The sequence below is a fragment of the Luteimicrobium album genome (assembly GCF_030161555.1).
Taxonomy (GTDB): Bacteria; Actinomycetota; Actinomycetes; order Actinomycetales; family Cellulomonadaceae; genus Luteimicrobium; species Luteimicrobium album.
This window is the reverse complement of record NZ_BSUK01000001.1, coordinates 1,701,693-1,723,858: the sequence shown is the minus strand read 5'-3', so window position 1 is coordinate 1,723,858 and position 22,166 is coordinate 1,701,693. Positions and strand designations below refer to the sequence as shown.

Below are 22,166 nucleotides of genomic sequence, written 5' to 3'. Positions count from 1 at the left end.
GCCCCCGGGCGATCCGCTCGACCGTCCGCCACAGCGCCTCGCCGACGCCGCGCCGTCGGGCGGACGGGACGACCGACACGTGCACGCTCGCGCGGTGCGTGTTGCTGGTGAGCGGCAGCAGGACGAACGCCCGGCCGACCGGCTCGCCGTCGAGGGTCGCGACGAAGCGGCGGATCCGACGGTGCTCCCCTCCGCGAGGCCCGCGACGACGCTGCCGGCGTCGAGCGTGTTGTCGGTGTTGCCCTGGACGTCGAGCTCGACTGCCTCGGACACCGCGACCGTCGCGTGGACGGGCCAGGCGTCGGGGGCGTCGAGGGACGTGGGCACGGTGACCTCGACGATCTCGAGGCCGGCCGGGGCCGGGCGGGGAGGGTCCTGCTGCGGGGTGCTCATCGCCGCCAGCCTGGACGCCGCGGCACCCGCCGAGCAAGCGAGTTTCCCGTCGAGCAAGCGGGCCGGTGCCGCTTGGTCGGCGGGAAACTCGCTTGCTCGGCGAGAGGGGTCGTCAGCTCACGAGGACGAGCTTGCCGCGGAGCCCACCCTTCGCGAGCCGGCGGTGGGCGTCTGCCGCGTCGGCGAGCGGCAGCTCCTCGGCGACACGAGCCGGAACCGTGCCGTCCGCGGCGTCGCGCAGGACGCTCGCGAGCCGGGACGGGTCGGGCTCGACGAAGACGGCGTCGAGCCCGACACCCCGCGCCGGCTCGGGCACGAACACGCCCGCTGCGCTCACGAACCCGCCACCGTCGCGGACGGCGTCGAGCAGCTCGTGCGACGCGAGGCCCGCGTTGACCACCCCGTCGACGCCGTCCGGGTCGACGGCGCGCGCTGCTGCCGCGATGCCCGCGGCGTCGGTCCGGGGCAGGACCTCGGCCCCGAGTCCGGACACGAAGGCGTCGTCGTCCACGGACCCGACGGCGAGCACCCGGGCCCCGCGCCGGACGGCGTAGCGGACGGCGGCCGCTCCGACCGCCCCGCTCGCGCCGGTGACGAGCACGGTGACCCCGTCGAGGTCGCCCGTGTGGCTCGCGAGCAGGTCGACCGCGGCCGCACCGGTCGGGCCGTTCATCCCGAGGACGGCGGCCTCGGCGTCGGTCACGCCGTCCGGGACCGGCGCGACCCAGGCCGGGTCGACGACGATCACCTCGGCGTAGGTGCCTGCACCTGCCGCCTCGCCGAACCACGGGACGAACCCGGCCACCCGGGTCCCGGCCGCGAGGACGCCGTCGGGCGCGACCTCGGGGACGGCCGGGGCGTCGTCGAGCAGGGTCCCGGCGAAGTCCCAGCCGAGCACGGCAGGGAACGTGAGGCCGGGAGTGAACGCAGCGAACGCTCCGGCGCGGCCGCTGAGGTCGGCCGGGTTGACGGAGCGAGCCGTGACGCGGACCCGCACCCGCCCGGGCACGGGCTCGGGGGTGGCCTGGTCGACGACCTCGAGAACCTCTTCGTCGCCGTACTGGGAGAGCTGGACGACCTGCATGGTGGTGCTCCTTCGGTGGGTCGGTGCCCGGTGGGGTTTCCTGACCGAGCGGTCGCGGCTACCGTAGGGATCCGCGGGAACCAGCGGGAAGTAGGTACCTCAGAGTGCCTACCTCACCCGCGGGGACCCTTGTTCACCAGCCCCGACGCCCCGGAGGACCCCGTGCCGACCCTCACCTCAGCCCAGGAGCGCGAGCTCGCACGGCTCGAGTACAACGCGTTCTTCGACGCCTGCCCCAGCCGCCGGGTCCTCGAGACCATCGGCAACAAGTGGGCGTGCCTGGTCGTCAACGCGCTCGAGGGCGGACCGCTGCGCCACTCGCAGATCGCCCGGACCGTCGCCGGCGCGAGCCAGAAGATGCTCACCCAGACCCTGCGGACCCTCGAGCGCGACGGCATCGTGACCCGCACCATCACCCCGACCGTCCCCGTACGGGTCGACTACGAGCTGACCGAGCTCGGCGCGAGCCTCACGCCGGTGCTGCACGCGCTCAAGGCGTGGAGCGAGGGCCACATCGCGCAGATCCTCGACGCCCGCGACGCGTACGACGCGCGCGACGGCGAGCCGGCGGTCGCGGGGGTCGCGGCGAGCGCCTGAGCCTGCCGCTGTCGTCGAGCGACGCCGAACGCTCGCCGAGCTCGAGCGTTTCCGCCGAGCACGAGCGCGTCTCCTCGATCTCGACGCAGACGCTCGATCTCGGCGAGGGCCGTCAGCTCAGCTCGAGCGTCGGCCAGTCCGCCAGCTCGTCGCGCATCCGGCGATCGTGCGTCGCGACGACGACGGCGGCCGAGGTCGCCTGCAGCGCGCGCGTCAGCTCGTCCACGAGGTCGATGGACAGGTGGTTGGTCGGCTCGTCGAGGATCAGCAGGTGCGGCACGGCGAGCAGGGCCCGGGCGAGCTCGAACCGGCGCCGCTGCCCCGCGGACAGCTCGGCGAGCGGCCGGTCGAGGTCGTCCTCGGTGAGCAGCCCGAGCGCGGCCACGGGGACGAGCAGCTCGGGGTCGAGGGCACCGGCGGCCAACAGGTCCAGGGCCTCGCGGGCGTACGCGTCGAAGCCGGTCGCGAGCCGTCCGTCGCCCATCCGCAGCCCCACGGGGACGGACTCCTCCTGTCCGACGACCCCGATCCGCGCACCGTCCACGACACGCCGCGCACCCCGGTCGAGCGGAAGGGTGCCCGCGAGCGCCCCGAGGAGCGTCGACTTGCCGGACCCGTTCGGCCCGACGACGAGCAGCCGGCCCGACGGCGGGACGGCCACCCGCGTGCCGGGCAGGTCGAGGCGACGGCCGACCCGGGGGTTGCGGAGCTCGACGACGGGCTCGCCCGGGTCCCATCCCGGCGACATCGCGAGGAGGTCGGGGAACCGCAGCTCGAGCGGCGGGACGGGCACCTCGACGGCCTCGGCCTCGAGCCTCTGGACCAGCCGGTCGGCGGCCTTGACGTGGATCCGGGCGCGCGTCCCGCGACGGTTCTTGTTCGACCCCTTGGGCGGCCGCCACTCGTCGGACAGCCCCTCGTAGGAGGCGTCGAGGCGCTCCGCGAGCTGCTCGGCGCGCTTGCGCTCCGCCGTGTACCGCTGCCGCCAGCGCACGAGCGCCTGGTTCTTCGCGAACCGGTACGACAGGTAGCCCGGCTGTCCGTAGAGGGTGGGGGTGCCGTCCATGGACGGGTCGAGGTCGAGGATCGCCGTGGCGACGTCGTCGAGGAGCTGCCGGTCGTGCGTCACCACGACGACCCCGCCCCGCCACGCGGCGAGCTGCTGGGTGAGGAACCCGATCGCGGCGTCGTCGAGGTGGTTGGTGGGCTCGTCGAGGAGCAGCAGGTCCGTGCGCTCCGCGAGCCGGCACGCGAGCCGCACCCGGTAGCGCTCGCCGACGCTCAGCTCGTCGAGGAGCCGTGCGTGGTCGCGGCACGCGCCGAGCCGCGAGAGCGCCTCGTCGACGCGGCGGTCCGCGTCCCACGCCTCGAGGTGCTCGGCGCGGGCGAGCAGCTCGGTGAGCTCCCCGAGCCCCGCCGAGCCGGCGTCGTGGTCGAAGGCGCGCGCCGCGGCGTCGAGCGCGTCGGCGGCGACCCGCACGTCGGCGAGGGTCGCCCGCACGACGTCACCGACCGTCGTCCCGGGCGGCGTCCGCAGCTCCTGCTCGACGAGCGCGAGGGTGCCGTGCCGCACCACCGCCCCCGACGACGGCGCGAGCGGGTGCCCGTCCGCGCTCTCGCCCGCCAGCACGTGCAGCAGGGTCGACTTGCCCGACCCGTTCTCGCCGACCACACCCAGCCGGACGCCGTCGGACACGCGGAACGACACGCCCCGGAACACGGGGCGGCCGGGGTGCGCGAAGCCGAGGTCGCGCGCGACGAGGTGGGGCATCGGTCCAGGCTACGAGGTCTCGCGCCATCCCTGGTCGGCCGGTCGGGGGTCATGATCCGGGCGCGGCACGGCGCTCCGTCCGCTCGCCACCGCCGCCGAGCTGCGCGCCACGCGTGAGAACGGGGTCAGCCCTCGGGGGTGCGCGCCACCACGAACCGGACCGGTCGGCGCACCTCGAACCCCAGCCGCTCGTAGAGCCGGATCGCGTCCTCGTTCGCGGAGGCCGCGTGCAGGATGGCCTCGTCCCCGCGCTCCCTGACGCCGTGCGCGACGGCGCGCACGAGCCGCGCCGCGAGGCCCTGCCCGCGGTGGTCGGGGTCCGTGCAGACGGCGCTGACCTCGGTCCACCCCGGCGGCCGCATGCGCTCGCCGGCCATCGCGACCAGCCGGCCCTCCCGGCGGATCCCGAGGTACGTACCGAGCTCGACGGTGCGAGGACGGAACGGTCCGGGCTGGGTGCGGTCGACCAGGTCGAGCATCTCCGGGACGTCCGCGGCGCCCAGCACCACGGCCTCGTCGTCGGGCTGCGCGTCCACGCCCACGGCCACCATCTGGACGCCGTCGCCGGCCCACCCGATCGCCCACCCGTCCGGGACGTCGGTGAGCGGACCGGTCAGGCCGAGCTCCACGCCCGGCCCCACGAGCGCGGCGAGGTCATCGAACGCGCCGGCAGGGGCGCCGTCGGGCAGGGCCACGAACGGCGAGACCTCGGGGTCGTAGCGGAGCGCGAGCCCGTGCTCCTGCGCGAAGCGTCGGTGCGCGCCGCGCAGCGCGTGCCATGCAGGGTTGTCCAGGACAGCGACGTCGCGGGCTGGCGCAGCTGTGTCGCCGGACTCGGTCGGGGCGGGGGCAGGCGTGGTCGTCACGCATCCGCAAACCCCCGGGCACGGCCGCGCTATTCCGCGGCACGCGGCGCGGGGTCGCCTTCGTCGTGCGAGCCGCGCAGCTCGAGCCCGATCTCGTCGGCGTCGAGCACCTCCAGGACGCTCCCGAGCGCGTCCGCCGAGTACGTCCCGACGTCGCGGATCCTCAGGAGCTCGTCGCGCTGCGCCTGGATCACCCGGATGCGCAGCTCCCGGTACTGGTCGTAGCGCGTGTTCTCCGTGCCGGGGACGAGGTCGAAGCCGTTCTCGTCCACGATCCGGACCGACTCGCGGCGGACGAGCGCGACGACGTCCGGGTCGTAGGGCGAGCCGTCGGCGCGCACGAGGTCGTCGCGCGAGCACTCGTCGGCCGCCTTTCCGGCGAGCTCTGCGACGAGCTGCTGGCGCTCCGTGCGGGCCGAGCTGCCGTCGTCGCCCGCGAGGTCGAGCCGGCGCACCACCCAGCCGAGCGTCCCGCCCTGGAGGAACAGGCTGCCGGCCGCGACGATGAAGGCGATCAGGACGAGGAGCGCGCGGTGGTAGTCGTCGTTGCCGGTCACGGCCTCAGGCAGCGTCTGGGCCGCGGCGAGCGTCACGACGCCGCGCATGCCCGCCCAGACGAGCACGACGCCCTGCTTGGCGCCGAGCGGCTCGCCCGTCAGGTAGTCGATGTCGGCGACACGGCGGTCGACGAAGTCCTGGATGCGGCTCTTGCGCTGCTCGCGCTGCTCGGCGCGCTGCTCCTCGTCGAGGTCCTCCATGCGGGCACGGCTCCTCTCGAGCCGCCGCTTGAACTGGCGCTGCTGGCGCTCGGTGAGCGCCTTGCCCGCCAGGTTGGTCAGCGGGAGCTCGCGGCGGGGGTTCGACCCGTCGGCGTCGGTCCGCAGGTCTCGCCCCTGCTCGTCCTGCGCCCCGAGCCGCTCCTGCGCCTTGGCGAGGGCGACCCGTTGCTGCTTCATCTCCCGGCGGTCACGCCGCAACGCGAAGAGGAACGGCACGAGGAACGCGGTCCGCACCACGAGCACGCCCGCGAAGGCGACTGCCGCGATCACGACGGCCTTCATCGCGCTCTGGTGCTCCTCGTGCACCTCGGTGACCAGGCCGAACAGCTCGAGCCCCATGAGGAGGAACACCGCGCCCTCGAGCAGCAGCTCGACGGTCCGCCAGTTCGACTCCTCCGCGCGCCGGTCCTGCGGCCGCAGGTAGCGCGGCGCCCCCTGCCCCATGACGAGGCCCGTCACGACGACCGCCACGAGCCCCGACGCACCGAGGTGTTCCGCCGGCAGGTACGCGACGAACGGCACCACGAAGGACGCCGCCGTGTTGAGGACGGCGTCGTTGATGCGCGCTCGGAGCATGAGGCTCACGCGCCCGACGACGAACCCCACCGCGACCGCGACGACCACCGCGTACACGAAGTCCCAGGCGACGTGGCCGAGCGAGACGGCGCCGGCCATCGCGGCGACCGCCGACCGCAGCACCACGAGCGCGGACGCGTCGTTGAGCAGCGACTCCCCTCGAGGATCGTGACGATGCGCGGGGACACCCCGAGCCGTTTCACGATCGACGTCGCCACCGCGTCCGTGGGGCTGATGATCGCGCCCAGCGCGACACCCATCGGGAAGTTGATGTCGGGGACGACGAGGTACAGCACCCACCCGATCAGCACCGACGTGACGACGACGAGGATCACGGACAGCCCGCCGATGAGCTTGAAGTCCCGCCGGAAGTCCATGGTCGGCATGCTGACGGCCGACGAGTACAGGAGCGGTGGCAGGACCCCGCCGAGGATCAGCTCCGGTTCGAGCTCGACCGCGGAGACGAAGGGCAGGAAGCTCACGGCGACGCCGACGACCACGAGGATCAGCGGCGCGGCGATCCCGAGGCGCGGCGCGAAGGCCGTCACGACGATCACTGCGATCGCGCCCAGGACGAGGGGGATGGCAAGGTCCACAGGCGGCCTCCGGGCGGCGGGTGACGGGTTCCCAGGTTATCGTCCCGGCACCCGTGCCAGGCCCGGCGAACCGGTACGAACTCATCCGTTCAGGGTGGCCTTCGCACTTCGCCCGCAGTTCACCGCGCCGCGCACGCGGCCCGGCGCTACCTTGAGCGCCATGGTGGTCTTCCTCATCCGGACGGGGATCTTCCTCGGTTCCGCGGCACTCGGGCTCTGGGTGGCGTCGCTGCTCATCGACGACGTCCACCTGACCGTCGGCGGGTTCCTCCTCGCCGTCGTCGTCTACTGCCTCGTGCAGTGGATCCTCACGCCGTTCATCCTCAAGATGACGCGGCGCTACGCGAACGCTTTCATCGGGGGTGTGGGGCTCGTCTCCGCGTTCCTCGGGCTGCTGCTCGCGTCGCTGATCGGCGACGGGCTGTCGATCACCGGCGGCGTCGTCCCGTGGATCCTCGCGACGCTCGTCGTGTGGCTCGTCACGGCGATCGCGACGCTCGTCCTGCCCCTCATCTTCCTGCGCAACCGGCGCCAGGGAACGGGGCGCCAGAACAACGGCGCCGCCCCGGCGTGACGGCTCTTCCCCAACTCTCGAAAGGTGACCGACCGTGACCGTGTGGGACTACTTCTGGTGGATCATCGGTGTCTTCCTCTTCATCGCCTACATCTTCGTCCTGATCCAGATCTTCACCGACCTGTTCCGTGACCGGGAGCTGTCGGGCGGCTGGAAGGCCGTGTGGATCATCTTCCTCATCGTGTTCCCCGTGATCACCGGGCTCGTCTACCTGATCGCGCGCGGCCAGGGGATGGCGGCGCGGCAGGCCTCGGCGGTCGTGCAGGCGAAGAACGACACCGACGCCTACATCAGGCAGACGGCTGCGAAGTCCCCGGCCGACCAGATCTCGACCGCGAAGTCGCTGCTGGACGCCGGGACGATCTCGCAGGAGGAGTTCGACCGCCTCAAGGCACGCGCGCTCGCGGGCTGAGCGCGGCCGTCAGCGGGCCGGCATGGGCAGGGTCGACGTCGTCCGCGCGACGGCGGACGACTGGGCGGCGATGCGTGACATCCGTCTCGAGATGCTCGCCGACACCCCGCTCGCCTATCTCGAGACCCTCGCGACCGCCCAGGCCCGGACGGAGCCCGAGTGGCGCGAGCGAGCCCGGCAGCACACGCTGCCGGGCTCGCTCGTGCTCGGGGCCGTCCCGCTCGCCGCGGACGGCACGCGGACGGGCCGCTGGGTCGGCACGATGAGCGGCTACCGCCGGCCCGACGGCGTCCCGTGCCTCGCGTCCGTCTACGTCGCCCCCGCGCACCGGGGCAGCGACCTGCCGCGCCGGCTCCTCGCGGGGGTCGTCGTGTGGGCCCGCGACGAGGTTGGCGCGGACCGGCTGCTGCTCGAGGTCCACGAGCACAACCCTCGCGCGCGGCGGTTCTACGAGCGTGAGGGCTTCGTGCTCACCGGGGGCGGGACGCCCTACCGCCTCGACCCGAGCACCCGCGACCTCGAGATGGCGCTCGAGCTGCCACGGCCCTGACGGTCACTCTCCCGGCGCCTGCGGGGCGTCGTCCGGGGCGCCGTCGGCCGCGGCGTCCGGCGCGGCGTCGAGCGAGCGGCGTGCCCGCCGGGTCAGCAGCACCGCCACGACGGCCGCGAGCACGACGACCGCCACGACGATCCCGACCACGACGCCCGGCGAGACCGCGCTGCTGCCGTTCGCCTTCGTGGCCGTGGCCGCGCCCGCCTGCGCGGTCGAGCCGCCGCACGGGGACGCGGCCTGTCCGGCGGCGCTCGTCGTGCCCGACGGCGGCCGGTACTCAAACCCGAACGTCCCGGACACCGGGTGCCCGTCCGCGGAGACGATCCGCCACGTCACGGTGTACGCACCGGCGTCCCCGAGCGCGGTCGGCACCGAGATCTGCCGCCCCGAGACCGCGGGGCACGACGTCTCGAAGTGCTTCCCGGACGGGTCCGTCACCTGGAGGACCGTGGTGGACCCGTCGTGCTGCGGGTCGAGGACGACGTCGTCGAACGTGACGTCGACCGTGGGCACCGCGGCGTCGGCGGTCGTGTCGGCCTTCGGGGTCGTCGAGACGACGTAGTCGTGCGCGGACGCGGGGGCCGCCACGAGGACGGCGCCCGCGAACCCGGCGACGAGGGCGAGTGCGGCGAGCCCGCCACCGAGCCGGCCGCGCCTCACGCGTCCGCCCGTCGGGTGCGGCGCAGCGCGACGACCCCGGCCCCGAGGCCCGCGGCGCCGAGCACCAGGCCGCCGACGCCCAGCCCGACGGCCACCCCGGACGAGGACCCGTCGGAGTCGTCCGACGCCTCCGGGCTCGCGTGGCCCGGCTCGCCGGCGGGCACGACCTGCAGCACGGGCGCCGGGTGCTCGGGCTCGTCGCCCGACGCCGGCGTCGCCTCGTCCCAGTCCACGACGCTCCCGTCGGAGTACGTCTGGTGGGCGGGCAGCTCGAGGCTCGTGACGTCGTCGGGCACGGGGCCCGCGGCGACGGTGAACTGCTGGAACTGACCGGGGGCGACGTCATGGCCGCTCTCGGCGGTCCAGATCACCTGGGTGGGCGCCTCGGTGATCGTCGCACCGGCCTTCGTCTCGACGGGCTTGGTGAGCTTCGTCGTGACGACCTTCGTGGTCCAGCCGGGGACGGGCTGGTAGGAGACCGAGCTGAAGGGGTGGTCGGCGGGGAGGTCCACGACGACCTTCGTGGTCGACGCCGTGGCCGACTCGGTGGGGACGCGGAAGGTCAGGACGGCGTAGCTGCCGGCCGTGGCCTGGCCCGGGTCGACGCGGACGTGCGCCTGGGCGGCGAGCGGGACGGCGAGCGTGAGGGCGAGCGCCGTGGCGCTCACGGCGAGAGGTCGGGCCGCGCGGCGACGCGCGAAGGGCAGGACGGACATGACGAAGAGGCTCCTGGTTGTCGGCAGGACGAACGGGACCACCCGTCGTCCGGTCGACGACGGGCTCAGGCTGCGAGGGCGAACGCCGGGCGCGGCGGTCCGCGGCGTCCCAGCCCGCGGCGCGCGACGACGAGCGCCCGGCACGGGCGGGGCGCGGCGTCCACGGTCGCGGCGCGGGGCGGCACGACGACCGGACCCGCCACGACGGCCTCGACGCGCGGCCGGACGACCGACCACCAGCGGACCGCGGCGAGCGCGGCCCGGTCCCCGACGACGAGGAGGAGGCGGTCACGAGTACCGCGACGGTGTGCGCGGCGACCATCGCGGGCGACGTCGTCATGTGCATGGCGGGCGCGGCGGCGGCGCTCGCGAGCGCCGCCGGGTCGACGGTCATGCCGGCCATGGCGTGCGGTCCGCCCGTGGGCACCGCGGCGTGGGCCGCGGGGGTGAGCACGTCGAGACCGAGGTGCAGGACGACCTGCAGCGCGCCGAGCGCGGGCACGAGGGTGACGGCACGGAGCCGGCCGAGCGCGAGGAGCCCGGCGACGACGAGGCAGAGGGTCGCGAGCGCCGCGAGTCCCAGCCCGCCGGGGACGCGGCTGCCGCCGAGGAGGTGAGCGCCGAGGCCCGTCGCGAGCGCCGTCGAGCCGATCAGGACGACGCGGGCGCCGCGCGCGTAGGGCCGCACGGCGGCGCTCAGGAGGCCTGCGCCGTCCGAGCTGCCGCGGGTCCCGTCCACCCGGCCAGGGTACCCGCGCCGCCACCCCGGGTCCCCACACCGCTCGCGCCACGTCCTCGGGGGCCGAGATCGCGTGCTCGGGCGTAACGTCCGAAGACATGACCGCTCCGTCCGACTCCGCCCCCGTTTCCCGACGACGGCGCCCGCCACCCCGTTCGACCCGTCCGCCTACCCGCCCGCCTGGCACGACGTCGTGGCGAGCGTCCCCGAGCCCGCCGGCTCGCGCGTCGTCGGCGGCGAGGTCGGATACGTGCACGACGGCGCCACGCCCCTCGAGGGCTACGTCGCCTGGGACGACGCGCTCGACCCCGCGCACCCTCGCCCCGCCGTCCTGCTGGTCCACGACTGGCTCGGGGTCGGGCCGACCGTCCGGGCGCGCGCCCACATGCTGGCGCGGCTCGGGTACGTGGCGTTCGCGGCCGACGTCTACGGGCTCGACGGGCGCCCGGCCACGCACGACGAGGCCTCCGCCACCGCCGGCCGCTACTACCAGGACCTCGGCCTGCTCCGCGGGAGGCTGCACGCCGCGTACGAGTGGCTCGACGCCCAACCCGCCGTGGACGCCGGCCGGGTCGTCGCGGCGGGGTACTGCTTCGGCGGGTCGGGCGCGCTCGAGCTGGCCCGCACGGGCGCGGACCTGCGGGGCACGGTGGCGTTCCACGCGCGCCTGGTCACGCACGACCCGTCCGACGCGGGCGAGATCCGGGGCAGCGTGCTGATCCTGGGCGGCGGGGACGACGCCGTCGTGCCCGACGACGCGGTGCACGCGTTCACCGACGAGCTGCGGGCCGCCGGGGTGCCGTGGGAGGTGACGCTGTACGGCGGCGCACCGCACGCGTACACGATCGCGGACCAGCCGTCGTTCCGCCCGGAGGCCGACCGCCGCTCGTGGGTGGCGTTCACGGACTTCCTCACGCACGTCCTCGCCTGACCGGCCCACAACCCCTTCCGCCGAACACGGGGCCCGCGCCCGTCCGCTCGAGCGGACGGGCGCGCAGGCCGTGCTCGGCGGGCTGAGATCCCGTGCTCGGCCTAGCGTGGGGCCGTGGCCGACGACGACTCCCCCGCGCGCTTCGCGTCCCTGCCCGTGCGCCCACCCGTCCTGCCGATGCTCGCCAAGGCGGTCGGGACGATCCCCCGCGACGGCACGGACCCGGACTCCGGCTGGTCGTACGAGCCCAAGTGGGACGGGTTCCGCTGCATCGTGTTCCGCGACGGCGACGACGTCGAGCTCGGGAGCCGGAACACCAAGCCCCTCACGCGGTACTTCCCCGAGGTCGTCGAGGCGCTGCTGGCGGCGCTGCCGGAGCGCTGCGTCGTCGACGGGGAGCTCGTGGTCGTCCGGCCGGAGGGCGCAGTCGACGAGCAGGGGGCTCCGTCCTCAGCCACCCGCCTCGACTTCGACCGCCTCCAGGACCGCATCCACCCCGCCGCGTCCCGCGTGAAGCTGCTGGCCGAGCAGACGCCCGCCTCGCTCGTCGTGTTCGACCTCCTGGCGCTGGGCGACGACGACCTCACCGGGACGCCGCTCGCGGAGCGCCGCAGGCTCCTGGAGGACGCCCTGGGCGACGCGAGCCGCACCCGGGCGACGTCCGCTGCGGACCTGACGACGTCGTCGGGCGTGTACCTCTCCCAGACCACGCGCGACCCGGACGAGGCGCAGCGCTGGTTCGAGGTGTTCGAGGGCGCGGGGCTCGACGGCGTCGTCGCCAAGCCGCTCGCCTCGACCTACCAGCCCGACAAGCGCGGCTGGGCGAAGATCAAGCACGAACGGACGGCGGACGTCGTCGTCGCGGGGTACCGCCTGCACAAGACGTCGACCGCGGAGCGGCCGCTGCTCGGCTCGCTCCTTCTCGGCCTGTACGACGACGGCGGCACGCTCCACCACGTGGGCGTCGCCGCGTCCTTCACCACGGCGAGGCGGGCGGAGCTCGTCGACGAGCTGAAGCCCCTCGAGGTGCCGCTCACCCAGCACCCGTGGGCGAGGTGGCAGACCGACGCGACGTCCGGGGACTCGCGGCTGCCCGGCGGGGTGTCGCGGTGGAACGCGAAGAAGGACCTGTCGTTCGTGCCGCTCGACCCCGTGCTCGTCGCCGAGGTGCGGTACGAGCACATGGAGGGCGACCGGTTCCGGCACACCGCCCGGCTCGTGCGGTGGCGCGACGACCGCGACCCCGAGACCTGCACCTACGAGCAGCTCGAGGAGGTCGCACGGTACGACCTGGCGGACGTCCTGCACTGACCGCGAAATCGGCGGGTCAGGCCCGCTCGAGCTCGAGGTCGGTGTCGGACGGCTGGTCCACCCAGAACAGGTAGTGGTGGCGGCCCACCGTGCGCCGATAGACCGTCGCGGGGTACTCGCCGTCCGCGTAGTCGCGGTCGAGCGTCCACCCCGCGCCCTCGAGGACTGCAACGGCCTCAGCACTACCCGACGACGTACCCACGAGGTACATGTCGTCGCCGCTGTTGTCGCAGGCACCACCCCTGGCTCGTTCTCGCCCAGCGCGTCGGGCCAGACCGCACGGAGCTCGGCGAGGCTCTTGCGATCCTGCTCCTCGCACGACTCGGAAGGGCCGCACCCGGCCAGCCCGGTACCGAGGACGAGCGCACCGACGACGACGGCGGCCCGCGCCCGCGCCCGCGCCCGCGCCCGCGTGAGATTCATGCCGGGAAGCGTAGGGCTCGACGACGCGACCCTGGACGCGACGAGAGGTCACGTTCTGCACCGATTCCGTGAGGAACCTGCAGACCGTGACCTCTCAGCCGGCCGTACTACGTCGGCGGGAGGGGCGTCAGGCCGACGCTCCCACCGGCTCCTTCTCGCGCTCCGCTGCCTTCGCCTCGAGACGCTTGACGAGCTTGTCGCCCTCGACGTCCAGGTTCGGCAGGATCTTGTCGAGCCACTTCGGCAGCCACCAGGCCTTCTCGCCGGCGAGCGCCATGACGGCCGGGATGAGGGTCATCCGGACGACGAACGCGTCGATGAGGATGCCGAACGCGAGGGCGAAGCCGATCTGCTTGATCATCGTGTCGTCCCCGAAGATGAAGCCGGAGAACACGGAGATCATGATGATCGCCGCCGCGACGACGACGCGCGCCGCCCCGCGGAACCCGTCGACGACGCCCGCCACGCCCGGGTGCCCGTGGACGTGCGACTCGCGCATCGAGGACACGAGGAACATCTGGTAGTCCATCGCGAGCCCGTAGAGGATGCCCGTGACGATGATCGGCAGGAAGCTCAGCACCGGGCCTGCGGTGTCGAACCCGAAGAGGCTCTTGAGCCAGCCCCACTGGAACAGGGCCGTCGTCGCGCCCATCGAGGTGCCGATGGTGAGGACGAACCCGAGGGTCGCGGTGACCGGCACGTAGATCGACCGGAACACCAGCAGCAGGATGACCAGCGAGATCACGACGATGATCGCGACGTACGGGATGAGCGCGTCGGAGAGCACCTTCGACATGTCGATGTTCATCGCGGTCACGCCGGTGACCCCGAGGTCGGAGCCCGCGGTGGCGGCCAGCGCGGGGGCGCGCAGGGCGTGCACGAGGTCGATGGTGCTCTGCGCGGTCGGACCGGCGTCGGGCACGACGGTGAAGGTGGCGGTGCGCCCGTCCGCCGAGACGGCCCCGGGGATGACGGCGCTCACGTGGTCGACGTCGGCGAGCGTCTCCTTGACCGAGGTGACGCCCTTGGCGCCGAGGGCGTCGTCGTCGCTCGCGACGACGAGCAGGGGGCCGTTGAAGCCCTCGCCGAACCCGGCGGTGACGGCGTCGTACGACTGCCGCTCGACGGTCCCGGTGTTCGCGGTGCCCGACGACGGGAGGTTGAGGTCCATCTTGGTGAACGGCACGGCGAGGGCGCCGAGGAGCACGACGACACCGACCGTCACCCAGGCGGGCCGCTTCGCGATGCCCTGCGCCCAACGGGTCGCGGGGCCGTGCACGGCACCCTCGGGGTGCTGGGCGGCCTTGGACGCGTTCTTCTCGCGCTGCTTGGGCGTGACGAGCCGCTCCCCGACGAAGCCGAGCAGGGCCGGGAGGAGCGTCAGCGCCACGAGGACGGCGATGATCACGGTGCCGGCGGCGACGAGCGCCATGGTCGTGAGGAAGCTGATGCCGATGATCGACAGGCCCGACAGCGAGACGACGACGGTGAGCCCAGCGAAGAACACCGCGGACCCGGCCGTCCCGACGGCGCGGCCCACGGCCTCGTGGGCGGCGAGACCCTTGTCGAGGATGAGCCGCCTCGCCCGGTTGGTGATGAACAGGGCGTAGTCGATGCCGACGGCCAGACCGATCATCAGAGCGAGGATCGGCGTCATCGACGTCATGTCGATCACGGACGACAGCGCGTACGCGGAGCCCACCCCCACCCCGACCCCGACGATCGCCGTGAGCAGCGGCATCCCGGCGAGGCGCAGCGAGCCGAGCGTGATGAGCAGGACGATCGCGGCGATGACGAGCCCGACGATCTCCTTCGCCCCGATCGGGGATTCCAGCTTCTGCGTGAGCTCGGAGCTCGGGAGGACGGTCAGGCCGGCGTCCTGCGCCTTCTCGGCGGACGCGACGATGGCATCAGTCGCGCCGCCGGGCAGTGCCATCGGGTTGTCGGTGAGCTGGAACTGCAGCATCGCGACGCGCCCGTTGGTGGACACCGTCACGCCGTCGACGACGGTCGCGTCCGGGCCCTTGCCCGTCATGAGCGGCTGCATGGTCACGTCGCCCGCGGGGGCCATCGCCTTCTGCAGGTCCGCGTCGACCTTGCCGCCGCCGTCGGACGCCTGCTCCTTGACCACGTAGTCGCTCGTGTGGACGTCCTTGACGACTTGTTCGATCGCCGCCGTCCGCTCGGCGGTGTCGACGCGCTGGCCCTCGGGGGCCTCGAACACGACGGACACGCTCGTGCCCGACGACGACGGGATCTCCTGCTCGAGCTGGTCCATGACCTCCTGGGACGCGGTCCCGGGGATGGAGAACTCGGTGGAGGTCTGCGGGGGTTGATCGCCAGCAGCGCGCCGACGGCGACGAGCACGACCAACCAGATCGCGAGGACCCGCCCGCGCGCCCGGTAGGCGAGCGAGCCGAGTCGGTACAGCAGTGTGGACACGGGTGACTCCGATCGAGGTGGTGTGGCTACGTCGTCGGAGCCGGAGCGGTGAAGTGTGGTTCGTGGTGGAGACGGGCGGCGGGCAGGGTTCGTGACGTCAGGTGCAGTAGTCGGCCATGGGCGGGAGCAGCGACCGGAGCTGGCCGATCACGTCGTCGAGGGCGAGGGACTCGGGTGCGTCGCCGTCGACCTCTCGGATGTGCAGGCGCCGCGAGTAGACGGCGCCGACGGTCGCGATGATCGCTCCGGGGATGGCGTAGGCAAGGACGGGTTGCAGCTCGACGCCGGGCTCGGCGAGCGACTTGCGGCGCATGAGCTCGACGACGTGGTCGCCCGCCGTGTGCTCGATGCCCGCGAGGTGCGGGACGAGCTCGGGGCTGTCCTCGGCGAGACGGATGAGCGCGCGGAACGTCTCGACCGAGTCCGTGGACAGCAGCGTGCGGACGGCCAGGTCGAGGAGGTCGTAGCCGGCCTTGTCGGCGCCTTGCGAGTCCTGCTGCTCGCCAGCGATGCGGGTCTCGACCTCGTCGAGGAGCGAGGAGATCCGGAGCCCGACGACCGCGGTGACCGCCTGCTCCTTGGACGTGAAGTAGTTGAAGAACGTGCGGCGGGACACGTCCGCGCGGCGGGCGACGTCGTCGACGGTGAACCCGTCGAGGCCGTGGTCGCGAGCGAGCGCGAACGCCGCGGTCGCCAGCGCCTCGCGCGTGGCCTCGCGCTTGCGGGCGCGGAGGTCGGGCGCCGGGGGCGCGTCTGCGGGGGCGAGCAGGGTCATGCCCTCCAGCATGCGCCGCTCATTGCACAGAGTGCAACTCTGCACGAAGTGCAATACATGTGAGTCGTGTCACGGCGGCGCCCGACGACGGCACGGCGCAGGATGGACGGATGACCGACGATCAGCAGCTCGCGACCAACCGGCACGTCATCGAGCAGTTCCGGGCCGGCGGCCCGGTCGACGGGATGCACCGCGACCGGCTGCTCCTGCTCACGACCCGCGGCAGGCGCAGCGGCGAGCCTCGCACCACGCCGATGCTCGTCGTCGACGACGGCCCGACCGGTCTGCGGTTCGTCGTCGCGTCCGGCGCGGGGTCGCCGCAGGTGCCGGCGTGGTTCCACAACCTGGTCGACGACCCCGTCGTGCACGTCGAGGTCGACGGCGACGCGTACGACGCCGTCGCCCGCGTCGCGGCGGGGTCCGAGCGCGCCGGGCTGTGGGAACGCCTCGTCGCCGCCTACCCGTTCTTCCCCGACCACGAGGCGAAGGCCGGGCGCGAGCTCCCGCTCGTGATCCTGGACCGGCGGTGAAGCGAGGCGATCAGGCGCCCGCGACGCCCAGCACGTCGAGGATCCATGCGTCCTCGAACGCGATCTCCTCCCACCGGGCGTACCGCCCCGAGACGCCACCGTGCCCCGCGCTCATCTCCGTCTTGAGCAGCACGGGCGCGCCGACGTCGCGCAGCCGGGCCGTCCACTTGGCCGGCTCGACGTACAGGACGCGCGTGTCGTTGAGGCTCGTCGTCGCGAGGACGCGCGGGTAGGCGGCGTCGTCGCGCACGTTCTCGTACGGCGTGTACGACTTCATGTACCGGTAGACGTCGGCGTCGTGGAGCGGGTCGCCCCACTCGTCCCACTCGACGACGGTCAGCGGCAACGACGGGTCGAGGATCGACGTCAGCGCGTCCACGAACGGCACGCCCGCGTGGATGCCTGCGAACAGCTCGGGCGCGAGGTTCGCGACCGCGCCCATGAGGAGCCCGCCCGCGCTGCGGCCGTCGGCGACCATGCGGTCCGGGCTCGTCCAGCCCGCCCCGACGAGGTGCCGGGCGACCGCGACGAAGTCCGTGAACGTGTTCTTCTTCGTCAGCTCCTTGCCGTCGTCGTACCACCGCCGGCCGAGCTCGCCCCCGCCGCGCACGTGCGCGACGGCGAACACCACGCCGCGGTCCAGCAGCGACAGGCGCGGGATCGAGAACGACGGGTCGATGCTCGTCTCGTACGAGCCGTACCCGTAGAGCAGCAGCGGCGCCGGCTCCGCACGGGTCCCCGCCGTGTCCAGGCCCACCGCGTCCCGCCGCCAGACGAGCGACACCGGGACCTGCGTGCCGTCGTCGGCGGTGGCCCACTCGCGGCGCTGCACGTACTCCGCCGGGTCGAACGGGCGGCCGTCGGGATCGGGGAGGACCGGCTGGCGCTTGAGCTCGCGCAGCTCCCCCGCGGCGACGACGTAGTCGTAGACCGTCGCCGGCTCGACGAACGACGCGTACGCGAGGCGCACCGCCGGCTGCCGGCACTCCGGGTTGGCGCCCGTGCCGACCGTGAAGAGGGGCTGGTCGAACGGGATCTCGCGCAGCTCCCACGGCGCCTCGCCTCGCGAGTTGTCAGAACCACGTTCACCTATACCCTCACCAGGTTCTGACAACTCGGTGAAGTTCGGGGCGAACGGGCCGGTCAGCGGCGAGAGCGGCACGACGCCGACCCGCGCGAGGCCCTCCTGGCGGTACGACACGACGACGTGCCCGTCGAACGCGTCGACGTCCTCCAGGCGCGTGCCCGACGACGACGGCACGACCGTCACCGCGTGCTCCGGCACGAGCGGGTCCCCCGTCGGGACCTTGGACAGCGCGAGCTCGAAGTTCTCCGGCGCCTCGCCCGAGCCCCCGTTGTGGAGGACGAGCAGGACGTCTTCCTGGTGCCCCAAGAACTGGAAGCGGCCTTCGGGGCCGGCCGCGGCGCGAGCCATCTCGCGCTCGGCCTGCTGCTCGGGCGTCGGCGCCTCCCACAGGCGTACGTGCTCGACGGAGTACTCGACCCCCTCCCGGCGCGGCCAGACGACGAGCGGCTCGCTCACGACGTCGGCGGCGTCGAGCAGCCACACCTCCGACGTGATCTTCGAACCCATCTCGATGACGACGTACCGCTTCGACCGGGTCAGCCCTGCGCCGAGCCAGAACCGCTCGTCGGGCTCGTGGAACACCTTCACGTCGTCGTCGACCGGGGTTCCGACGCGGTGACGCCACAGGGTGTCGGGCCGCCACGCGTCGTCGACGGTCGTGTAGAAGAGGTGCTCGCCGTCGGGCGCGAAGAACGCCCCCGGGAAGGTGCCGGGGATCTCGTCGGCGAGGTTCTCGCCCGTCGCGAGGTCGCGGACGCGGAGCGTGAAGCGCTCGCCGCCCTCGACGTCGACGGCGTAGAGCGCCCGGGTGCCGTCCGCGGTCACGTCGAACGAACCGAGCGAGAAGAAGTCGTGGCCCTCGGCCTCGGCGTTCTGGTCGAGGAGGAGCTGCTCGCCGGGGAGCGCGCTGCCGCCGTCGGGGAGCGCGGGCGGCGTCCAGTCGTCCTCGTCCGTGACCGGGACGCGCACGTGGACGGGGTACTGCTTCCCCTCGACCGTCCGCGTCACGTACCAGTACCCGCCCTCACGGACCGGGACCGACAGGTCGGTCTCCTGCGTGCGCGACCTGATCTCCTCGAACAGCCTCGACCGCAGCGGGGCGAGGTGCGCCGTCGCGTCCTGCGTGTAGGCGTTCTCGGCCTCGAGGTACGCGATCACGTCGGGGTTCGACTTGTCGCGCAGCCACTCGTAGTCGTCGACGAACGTGTCGCCGTGGTGGGTGCGCGTCGTCGGGCGCTTGTCGGCGCGGGGGTGTCGGGGGTCGCAGGTGTGGTGGGTTCGCTCACGTCGGACACCAGGCCACCCTAGGCGCTCAGCCCCAGCGTGAGTCAGTCCGCGGGCTTGCGCGCCCGGCTCGGCTGGACGCGGCGCGGCTCGCCGGTCATCTTCGGGTGCTCGGGCGGGTACGGGAGGTCGCCGAGGCCCTCCTCCTCGTCGCGCTCGTACCAGGCGAGGAGCGGTTCGAGCGAGTGCGCGACGTCGTCGATCTCGGCCCACGGGTCGACGCCGTCGCCGTTCGGCCCGCCACCGGGCTCCAAGCGTGCAGGCACGGTCCCGACGTGGAAGACGCGCGGGTCGTCGAGCTCGGCGAGCTCGTCCCACGTGACCGGCGTGGACACGGGGGCGCCCGGCTTGGGGCGGATCGAGTAGGCGCTGGCGATGGTGCGGTCGCGGGCGTTCTGGTTGTAGTCGACGAAGATCGCCTCGCCCCGCTCCTCCTTCCACCACGCCGTCGTGACGCCGTCGGTGCGGCGGCCCAGCTCACGACCGAACGCGATCGCCGCGTGCCGCACGTCCGTAAACGTCCAGCGCGGCTCGATCCGGACGAACACGTGGATCCCCCGGTTGCCCGACGTCTTCGGGAACCCCGGATCCCCACCTCCTCCAGCAGGTCGCGTGCGACCATCGCGACCCGGCGCGCGTCGGCGAAGTCGGTGCCGGGCTGCGGGTCGAGGTCGATGCGGAGCTCGTCGGGGTGCTCGACGTCCTCGAGGCGCACCGGCCACGGGTGGAACACGATCGTGCCCATGTGCGCCGCCCACACGGGCACGGCAGGCTCGGTGGGGGCGATCTCGTCGGCGGTCCGTCCCGACGGGAACGCGATGGTCGCCGTCTCGACGTACCCCGGCGCCCCCGACGGCACGCGCTTCTGGTAGAACGCGTCCGGGCTCTCATGTGTCCCGCGCGCTGCTCCCTCACGCGTGGCCAGCACCATGCCCTCGCGCACGCCGCGCGGCCACCGCTCGAGCGTCGTCGGGCGGTGCCACAGCGCGCGCAGCAGCCCGCCCACGTCCGACGGCGCACCCCCGGCGACGGCGGCAGGGCGCGACTCCCCGGGCCGTCCGCCGAGCGTGGCGACGGCCGCGTAGTAGCGCGCGACGTCGAGCTTGGTGACGGCGGGCGTGCGGTCCGTGGCCTCGAAGATGACCCGTTCCGGGCTGGACACGCGCACGGCGCGCCCTGCGACCTCGATCTCGACGGCGTCGTTGGCCATGCCTCGAACGTACGGGCAGGTTCCGACGCCGGCGACCGCTCACTCCCCGGCAGGCGGGCGGCGGACTCGACGCCGGTGCGGATCCAGGTCTCGAGAGCGTCGTCGTCGAGGACATCGCCCTCGACGATGATCCAGCCCCGCATCTCCCGCCCGCCCATGACGGCCTGGCGGGTGCCGGGCTCGGTGAGGGCGAGCTCGACGTCGTCCGGCCCGACGCGCAGCAGCAGCCCGTCGCCGCTGACGGCGACCGCGATCCGCCCGTCCCACAGGAACGAGAGCCCACCGAACATGCGCTTCTCGGTCACCGCGAGGTCGGCGCCGATCCGGTCGCGGACGCGCTGGGCAAGGACCTGGTCGTAGGCCATGGACCCATCGTGGTGGACGCCACCGACACGGACGAGCCGAGGCCCCGGCGAAGCAGTCTCAGACCTGGACCGGCGGGTCGTCGCGCTCGAGCAGGCGCACCGACGTGGGCGCACGACGCGCACGACGGGCGCCGCCGTTGGCCCAGTCGTCCAGGAGCCCCTCCAGCTGGACCATGAAGGTCGGCGGGTGCTCGGTGCTGCGGATCCACCGCACGTAGGGCGCGTAGCTCGACCAGATGTGCTCGAGCCTCGGCCCCAGCTGGGCGACGAGCATGTCGTGGTCCAGGACACCGAACCGCGCGCCCGTGGCGACGGACTCCCAGTGGTTCAGGTAGTCGCGGATCGCGCGACGGGCCTCCTCGTCGGTCCGCGCCCGTTCGACGAGCGCCGCGACGGCCTCGGGGTCGCTGTCCCGCGGGAGAGGGATGCCGACGTCGTGGTTGAGGTAGCCGGCGGCGTACAGGCGCATGGTCTCCTGACGACGCAGGAAGACGGTCTGCTCCTTCCGCACCCGGGTCCCGTCGACGAGCTGCCACACGATGAAGGCGGCGCTCAGGAGGCTGACCCCCGCGAGCGCCCACGTCGCGACTGCGGTCGCGTCCATTCGATCCTGCCTCTCCGGCTCGCGCCCTGGAGCGGGGTGCCGCTAGGGGTTCGCCGCCGCGGTGCGCGAGGCCAACCAGGTCATTGCGTCGCTGCTGAACGGGATCGTGCTGATGTGCCCGCCCGGCTCGGTCCGCAGCGTGCTCGCGGGGAGCTCCGCGGCGAGCCACCGTGCGTGGGACACCGGGACGAAGGTATCGCCGGTGCCGTGGACGAGCAGGGTCGGCGCGCTGATGCTGTCGAGACGGAAGCCCCAGTCGGACAGCGAGGCGAGCTCGTCCTCGATCACGCCCTCCGTCGTGTCGGCGCCCGCCGCCGCGAGCTGCCACTCCCAGAACGGCCCGTGCATCGCCGCGAGGTCCTCGGGGGCGAACACGCTCGGGTCGAGCTCTGCCGTGCCCAGGTGCGCACGCAAGGCGTCGGCACCGCGCAGGGCCGCGTCGAACTCCGCGCGGTTCGCCTCCGACATCCCGGCGAACCAGTCCAGACCGACCGCGCCGAAGGGCGCCGGGCACCCGAGCACCGCAGCAGCAAGCACCCGCTCGGGCGCGAGCGCGGCGGCCGCGAGCGCGTGCATCCCACCCGCCGACAGTCCGAGGACTCCCGCCGACGCGATGCCGAGCGCGTCCAGGACCGTCACGACGTCGGCGGCGCCGTCGGCGACAGAACGACCCGGCCGCGCCCCGGACGCCCCGTACCCCGGGCGGTCGTGGGCCACGACCCGCACACCCAGGGCGTCGGCCGCGTCGAGGAGCGGCGTCGGCGGCAGGCCGCTCATCCCGGATCCGTGCAGCCAGTAGACGACCCGCGGGGCCGGACCGCCGACGCTGTCGTAGACGTGCAACCGGCGGCCGTCGTCGGCTCCGACCTCAGTCTCGATCACGCGAGG

18 protein-coding genes and 5 pseudogenes are annotated in these 22,166 nt (G+C 73.5%); 7 read left to right on the top strand and 16 right to left on the bottom strand.

Annotated features, from left to right (window positions below; translation table 11 throughout):
- Positions 1-7 precede the first annotated feature (7 nt).
- Both QQK45_RS23120 and QQK45_RS08910 read right to left on the bottom strand, forming a co-directional pair.
- Positions 8-430: pseudogene (locus QQK45_RS23120) on the bottom strand (GNAT family N-acetyltransferase); the annotation flags it as partial.
- A gap of 75 nt (positions 431-505) precedes the next feature.
- Entirely contained in the window at positions 506-1,477 is a 972-nt protein-coding gene (locus tag QQK45_RS08910) for an NADP-dependent oxidoreductase (RefSeq protein ID WP_284292964.1), read from the bottom strand.
- A gap of 162 nt (positions 1,478-1,639) precedes the next feature.
- On the opposite strand from QQK45_RS08910, the gene QQK45_RS08905 reads away from it, so the two are divergent.
- Entirely contained in the window at positions 1,640-2,074 is a 435-nt protein-coding gene (locus QQK45_RS08905; protein WP_284292963.1) for a winged helix-turn-helix transcriptional regulator, read from the top strand.
- Between the two features lie 112 nt (positions 2,075-2,186).
- Here QQK45_RS08905 and QQK45_RS08900 read toward each other — a convergent pair whose 3' ends face one another.
- The 3 genes and pseudogenes from QQK45_RS08900 to QQK45_RS08890 form a co-directional block, all read right to left on the bottom strand.
- Positions 2,187-3,845 (bottom strand): ABC-F family ATP-binding cassette domain-containing protein, encoded by a 1,659-nt coding sequence (locus QQK45_RS08900; RefSeq protein WP_284292962.1) that lies wholly within the window; start codon positions 3,843-3,845, stop codon positions 2,187-2,189.
- Between the two features lie 125 nt (positions 3,846-3,970).
- Complete coding sequence (locus QQK45_RS08895) at positions 3,971-4,711, bottom strand: GNAT family N-acetyltransferase (protein ID WP_284292961.1); 741 nt, start codon at positions 4,709-4,711, stop codon at positions 3,971-3,973.
- Positions 4,712-4,740: 29 nt separating this feature from the next.
- Positions 4,741-6,614 (bottom strand): annotated as a pseudogene (locus QQK45_RS08890) (cation:proton antiporter).
- A 208-nt stretch (positions 6,615-6,822) separates the two neighbouring features.
- On the opposite strand from QQK45_RS08890, the gene QQK45_RS08885 reads away from it, so the two are divergent.
- Genes QQK45_RS08885 through QQK45_RS08875 form a run of 3 tightly spaced genes read left to right on the top strand, consistent with a single transcriptional unit; the run spans position 6,823 to position 8,198 of the window.
- Entirely contained in the window at positions 6,823-7,236 is a 414-nt protein-coding gene (locus tag QQK45_RS08885; protein WP_284292960.1) for a phage holin family protein, read from the top strand.
- Between the two features lie 34 nt (positions 7,237-7,270).
- Positions 7,271-7,648 (top strand): SHOCT domain-containing protein, encoded by a 378-nt coding sequence (locus QQK45_RS08880; RefSeq protein WP_284292959.1) that lies wholly within the window; start codon positions 7,271-7,273, stop codon positions 7,646-7,648.
- Positions 7,649-7,670: 22 nt separating this feature from the next.
- On the top strand, positions 7,671-8,198 hold the full coding sequence (locus QQK45_RS08875) for a GNAT family N-acetyltransferase (protein WP_284292958.1): 528 nt from the start codon (positions 7,671-7,673) through the stop codon (positions 8,196-8,198).
- A gap of 3 nt (positions 8,199-8,201) precedes the next feature.
- On the opposite strand, the gene QQK45_RS08870 is transcribed toward QQK45_RS08875, so the two are convergent.
- The 3 genes from QQK45_RS08870 to QQK45_RS08860 all read right to left on the bottom strand — a co-directional run bounded on the left by QQK45_RS08870 (position 8,202) and on the right by QQK45_RS08860 (position 9,780).
- Positions 8,202-8,861: a copper resistance CopC family protein gene (locus QQK45_RS08870; protein ID WP_284292957.1), complete on the bottom strand. Its 660-nt coding sequence runs from the start codon at positions 8,859-8,861 to the stop codon at positions 8,202-8,204.
- Positions 8,858-9,577: a YcnI family copper-binding membrane protein gene (locus tag QQK45_RS08865; RefSeq protein WP_284292956.1), complete on the bottom strand. Its 720-nt coding sequence runs from the start codon at positions 9,575-9,577 to the stop codon at positions 8,858-8,860. Before QQK45_RS08865 ends, QQK45_RS08870 begins: the two co-directional genes overlap by 4 nt.
- A 65-nt stretch (positions 9,578-9,642) precedes the next feature.
- The gene (locus QQK45_RS08860; protein ID WP_284292955.1) at positions 9,643-9,780 is read right to left on the bottom strand and encodes a hypothetical protein; all 138 of its coding nucleotides are present in this window, start codon (positions 9,778-9,780) and stop codon (positions 9,643-9,645) included.
- A 729-nt stretch (positions 9,781-10,509) separates the two neighbouring features.
- Between QQK45_RS08860 and QQK45_RS08855 the strand changes: the two genes are divergently transcribed.
- Both QQK45_RS08855 and QQK45_RS08850 read left to right on the top strand, forming a co-directional pair.
- Complete coding sequence (locus QQK45_RS08855; RefSeq protein WP_284292954.1) at positions 10,510-11,247, top strand: dienelactone hydrolase family protein; 738 nt, start codon at positions 10,510-10,512, stop codon at positions 11,245-11,247.
- A gap of 177 nt (positions 11,248-11,424) precedes the next feature.
- The gene (locus QQK45_RS08850) at positions 11,425-12,558 is read left to right on the top strand and encodes an ATP-dependent DNA ligase (protein ID WP_431310326.1); all 1,134 of its coding nucleotides are present in this window, start codon (positions 11,425-11,427) and stop codon (positions 12,556-12,558) included.
- A gap of 16 nt (positions 12,559-12,574) precedes the next feature.
- Here the strand turns inward: QQK45_RS08850 and QQK45_RS08845 are convergent, their stop codons facing one another.
- The 3 genes from QQK45_RS08845 to QQK45_RS08835 form a co-directional block, all read right to left on the bottom strand.
- A complete protein-coding gene (locus tag QQK45_RS08845; RefSeq protein WP_284292952.1) occupies positions 12,575-12,769 on the bottom strand; it encodes a hypothetical protein in 195 nt (64 codons plus the stop codon).
- A 339-nt stretch (positions 12,770-13,108) separates the two neighbouring features.
- Positions 13,109-15,259, bottom strand: coding sequence for an MMPL family transporter (locus QQK45_RS08840; RefSeq protein ID WP_284292951.1), 2,151 nt, complete (start codon positions 15,257-15,259; stop codon positions 13,109-13,111).
- A gap of 261 nt (positions 15,260-15,520) precedes the next feature.
- Entirely contained in the window at positions 15,521-16,210 is a 690-nt protein-coding gene (locus QQK45_RS08835) for a TetR/AcrR family transcriptional regulator (protein ID WP_284292950.1), read from the bottom strand.
- Between the two features lie 98 nt (positions 16,211-16,308).
- On the opposite strand from QQK45_RS08835, the gene QQK45_RS08830 reads away from it, so the two are divergent.
- Positions 16,309-16,728, top strand: coding sequence for a nitroreductase/quinone reductase family protein (locus tag QQK45_RS08830; protein WP_284292949.1), 420 nt, complete (start codon positions 16,309-16,311; stop codon positions 16,726-16,728).
- 10 nt (positions 16,729-16,738) lie between these two features.
- On the opposite strand, the pseudogene QQK45_RS08825 reads toward QQK45_RS08830, so the two are convergent.
- From QQK45_RS08825 to QQK45_RS08805, 5 genes and pseudogenes are all read right to left on the bottom strand, one after another.
- A pseudogene (locus QQK45_RS08825) lies at positions 16,739-19,066 on the bottom strand (S9 family peptidase); the annotation flags it as partial.
- 77 nt (positions 19,067-19,143) lie between these two features.
- Positions 19,144-20,309, bottom strand: a pseudogene (locus tag QQK45_RS08820) (DNA polymerase domain-containing protein).
- 74 nt (positions 20,310-20,383) lie between these two features.
- Positions 20,384-20,674, bottom strand: a pseudogene (locus QQK45_RS08815) (TfoX/Sxy family protein); the annotation flags it as partial.
- Between the two features lie 58 nt (positions 20,675-20,732).
- A complete protein-coding gene (locus tag QQK45_RS08810; protein WP_284292948.1) occupies positions 20,733-21,278 on the bottom strand; it encodes a DUF4760 domain-containing protein in 546 nt (181 codons plus the stop codon).
- Positions 21,279-21,320: 42 nt separating this feature from the next.
- On the bottom strand, positions 21,321-22,160 hold the full coding sequence (locus QQK45_RS08805; RefSeq protein WP_284294985.1) for an alpha/beta fold hydrolase: 840 nt from the start codon (positions 22,158-22,160) through the stop codon (positions 21,321-21,323).
- Positions 22,161-22,166 lie beyond the last annotated feature (6 nt).